The sequence below is a fragment of the uncultured Campylobacter sp. genome (assembly GCF_937949835.1).
GTDB lineage: Bacteria > Campylobacterota > Campylobacteria > Campylobacterales > Campylobacteraceae > Campylobacter_B.
Genome location: NZ_CALEDC010000106.1, coordinates 1 through 3,786 on the forward strand (window position 1 = coordinate 1; position 3,786 = coordinate 3,786).

Consider the following 3,786-nt stretch of genomic DNA (forward strand, 5'->3'; position numbering starts at 1 on the left):
TTCTTAAGGCAAGCTTGATCTCGTTTAGCCTTCCGCTTCCCTCTACGATGTCTAGTAGGAATGCCTCTGCATGACCAGGACCGCTTCCTGCGGTTAAGCCCTTTTTCATCGCTAGAGCGCGAAGTGCGGTGATATCGCTTTGAGCGCTTATTCCTTTAGGACAGCGATCGGCGCACTCTTGGCAGTGCACGCATAGCCATAATCCGTTTAGCACCGCAGGCTTTAGATGAGGCATAGCATCCCTGCTTCTTGAATCAAACGCGGCGCGGTTAGCATGCGTAAAAACAAAGGGTTGCATATAATCGCTCGCATCGGCTCCAAGCTTATTGCATTCGCTAGCGCAGCAGCCGCAAAGTATGCAATCCCACTGCTTTTTGACGCGCTCCATCTGCTCCGGGCTTTGCTTACAGCCCTTATCGGCGCTAAATTCTTTCTTAGGGGTAATCGTAGGTTTGATCTTTCTTAAATTCTCGATACTAGGCTCCCAATCCACTACTAGATCCGAAATCACTCGAAAATTATTTAGCGGCGAGATCGTAAAGCTATCCGGGTTCTCATACTCCGCAAGCAGAGCCTCCATCTTGGTATCGCAGGCAAGATATGAGTGCCCGTTTACCCTCACGGCACAGGCTCCGCATATCGCCATACGGCACGCTGCGGTAAAATTTAAAGTGATGTCTAAATTTTGCTTAATAAATTGCAAAACTCCAAGCAGGGTCTTTCCTTTGATCTGCTCCAAACTTAATTCGTAGGCTTGCTTATAATTTTTGCTTCCGTCGAAGCGGTCTATGATAAATTTCATTGAGGTTTCCTTCCGTCAAGAGAGAATTCCGTAACGACGACCTCTTTGTAGCCCAAGCTTAGCTCGCCTGCGTCGTTCATCGTCACGATACTGTGCTTTAAGAAATTTTTATCGTCGCGTTTCGGATAATCTTCACGAGTGTGAGCGCCGCGGCTTTCAAGCCTCTTTTGCGCAGCCAAACACGCACAGCGCGCAAGCAGGATCAAATTTCCAAGCTCGACGTAGTCGGTAAATGCGGTATTCATAACCGGATTTGCATCCGCGACGTGTAGCTCGTCGTAGCGCGCATTGATACCCTCTAAATTTTGCGAAAGCAGATCTAGCTTCTCGCCGGTTCTAAAGATACCCATATTGTCCCAAAGCTGCGCGCCTAGCTCTTCGCGCAACTCATACATCTCGTTTGCCTTACCCGAGCCGTTTGCGATCTGCTTAAATTTAGCCTGCCATTTTTGCGCGAGCTCGCTCGCTCTTTTACCGTCACCAAAACCGCTTTGTTTTGCAGCATAATCCGCTGCGCCGAGCCCTGCGAGTTTGCCCGTTACGACGGCGTCGGTTAAAGAATTTCCGCCCAAGCGGTTTGCGCCGTGAATCGAGATACAAGACGCCTCGCCCGCGGTATAAAGCCCCGAAATTTTAGTGCTCATATCGTCAAATTTTGTGACTTCGATGCCGCCCATCGAGTAGTGTGCGGTAGGACGAATCGGAATCGGCTCCTCGATCAGATCGATACCCTCAAACAAAATGGCGGTGTGTCTGATCTTAGGAAGGGCTTTTAAAATTTTATCTTTTCCGAGATGTCTTACGTCAAGCAGCACGTATGCGCCGAGCCCCTCGCCGTAGCCCCTGCCCTCGCGAATCTCGGTTTCGATCGCGCGAGCTACGACGTCGCGCGGCGCAAGCTCCATCTTTTCGTGGTAGTTTTTCATAAAGCGCTCGCCTTTGTTGTTGAGCAGATATCCGCCCTCGCCGCGCGCAGCTTCGGTAATGAGCGCGCCGCCGCTTTTGATACCGGTCGGATGAAACTGCACCATCTCCGGATCGCTAAATCCAAGACCCGCGCGCAGTGCAGCCGCGATACCGTCGCCGGTAGCGATATAAGGTACCGAGGTGCGGTTGTAAAACATCCTCGTATATCCGCCCGTAGCGATTACCAAGGCTTTGCAAAGCACGGGATAAAAATCGCCGGTTTGGATATTTCGAAGCACGACGCCCTCGCATTTGCCCTCAGGCGCGCTGATCTCAAGCAGCTCGTGATCGATTAAAAATTTCACGCCGTTGCTGACCGCATCGTCAAAACAGGCGTGCATCAAGATATGACCCGTCTTATCGGCGGAGTAGTTGCATCGTTTTTTAGACGCGCCGCCCATAAATCGCTGTGCTACGCCGCCAGGAACGCCGCTTTCTTTACCGTCCACGCCGCCGCTGGCGTTTCTTGAAAATAGCGTGCCGATGTAATCCATCTCGGCAATCGTAGGACCCGCGAGTTCGCAAAATTTAATCGCGGCGTCCTGATCTACGAGATATGCGCCGCCCTTTACGGTGTCGTAGGCGTGAAGCTTATACGAATCGCCGCCACTGAAGCTCGTAACGCCGTTGATGCCGCCTTCCGCCATACAGGTGGCGTTGCGCGAAGGCATCATCTTCGTAGCCACGACTACGCTGAGATTTGGATTACTCTTTCTTACCGCTACGGCTGCGCGCAGACCCGCGCCTCCCGAGCCGATAACGAGTACGTCCACACTAGGAAGGCCGCCTTCGTTGCCGCCGTCTGCGCTTTTACTCTTGTCGGTATCCACGCAGCCGCTAAGGCTAAGCGCGCCGACGCTGATACAGGCCGGTTTTAAGAAATCGCGTCTGTTGAAATTTGATTCACTCATTTTCCTCTCCATTTGAGAAATTCTTAGCTTAAGTTTAAAGTTCTAAACTAAAAGCGTAATTTTAGTTTCATTTTTAACATAAGTCAAATATTATTTAGTGTATCATTTCATAAGAATTAAGTTATCAATTGGAGAGGCTAAATGAATTTGCATCGCATGGAGCTAGTATTAAAAGTAGCAGAATTCCGCAGCTTTACTAAGGCTGCCGAGGCACTTAAAATCCCGCAGCCGTCGCTATCGCAGAGCATTTTATCACTGGAACGCGAGCTTGGAACGCAGCTTTTTAACCGCACGAGTAATCCCATTTCGCTTACGCGCGCGGGAAAAATTTACGCTAGTAAAGCCAAAGTCATTTTTGACGCCATAAACGACCTAAAAAACGATATCTCTGAAATAAGCGGCGTAAAAAATGATAAAATTCGCATCGGTTTTTCGCAAAACGGCTATAATCTACTGCCGTCGCTACTGCCGATGTTTTGCAAGAAATTTAAGGATTCGGATCTGCAAATTACGCAATTTTCTTCTGCGCTTAGCATTCGTGAAATGTTACTTCAGGGTGATCTTGATGTCGGTATGCTGATACTGCCCATCGATATGAGCGGGCTTGACGGGGTTAAAATTCTAACGCAAAAGACCTATATCGCTCTAAGCTCCACCCATCCGCTCTCGCTTGAGTTTAAAAACGAATCTGTTCCCAAAATTAACATTTCGCGCTTAAAAGAGGAAAGATTCATCCTGCCTAATCAAAGCCTAAGAAGCGCCGAGCAGATAGATGCATTCTTTTCTGCCGCAGGCTTTGCGCCGAAAGTGCTATGCCGCACGGAGACTTTTGATATCGCCAATGCTATCGTCGCAAGCGGCGCAGGAGCGTGCTTTAGCATACCGCAGATGATAAAGGAGGACAAAGCGGGCAGGATAAAGCTCTTTGACGTGGGCGCGCACGAGCTGGATAGGACGCTGCTAATTGCATACAAAAAAGGCAAGCGTCTAAGCCATCTGGCGCAAGTATTTATCAAAACCGCTCAAAAAATCGCTAATGAAATTTAAAAATTTATAGCTCGCAACGATAAATGAGAGATTGAGCTTTTGCAGCACTTTACCTATACA

Annotated in this window: 3 protein-coding genes; 1 reads left to right on the forward strand and 2 read right to left on the reverse strand. The window is 49.1% G+C overall.

The window, feature by feature from the left end; all coding sequences use genetic code 11:
• Both Q0256_RS02345 and sdhA read right to left on the reverse strand, forming a co-directional pair.
• Window positions 1-802 (reverse strand): succinate dehydrogenase/fumarate reductase iron-sulfur subunit (locus Q0256_RS02345; RefSeq protein WP_297959694.1); only part of this gene is annotated, 802 nt, incomplete at its 3' end.
• The gene (gene sdhA / locus Q0256_RS02350; RefSeq protein WP_297959696.1) at window positions 799-2,679 is read right to left on the reverse strand and encodes an 8-methylmenaquinol:fumarate reductase flavoprotein subunit; all 1,881 of its coding nucleotides are present in this window, start codon (window positions 2,677-2,679) and stop codon (window positions 799-801) included. The genes Q0256_RS02345 and sdhA, both read right to left, overlap by 4 nt.
• A gap of 156 nt (window positions 2,680-2,835) precedes the next feature.
• Between sdhA and Q0256_RS02355 the strand changes: the two genes are divergently transcribed.
• Window positions 2,836-3,726: a LysR family transcriptional regulator gene (locus Q0256_RS02355; protein WP_297959698.1), complete on the forward strand. Its 891-nt coding sequence runs from the start codon at window positions 2,836-2,838 to the stop codon at window positions 3,724-3,726.
• Window positions 3,727-3,786: the final 60 nt, after the last annotated feature.

Excerpts from the sequence above, each read along its gene's own strand:
- sdhA (WP_297959696.1), bottom strand. The coding sequence starts at position 2,679 with ATGAGTGAATCAAATTTCAACAGACGCGATTTCTTAAAACCGGCCTGT.
- Q0256_RS02355 (WP_297959698.1), top strand. The coding sequence starts at position 2,836 with ATGGAGCTAGTATTAAAAGTAGCAGAATTCCGCAGCTTTACTAAGGCT.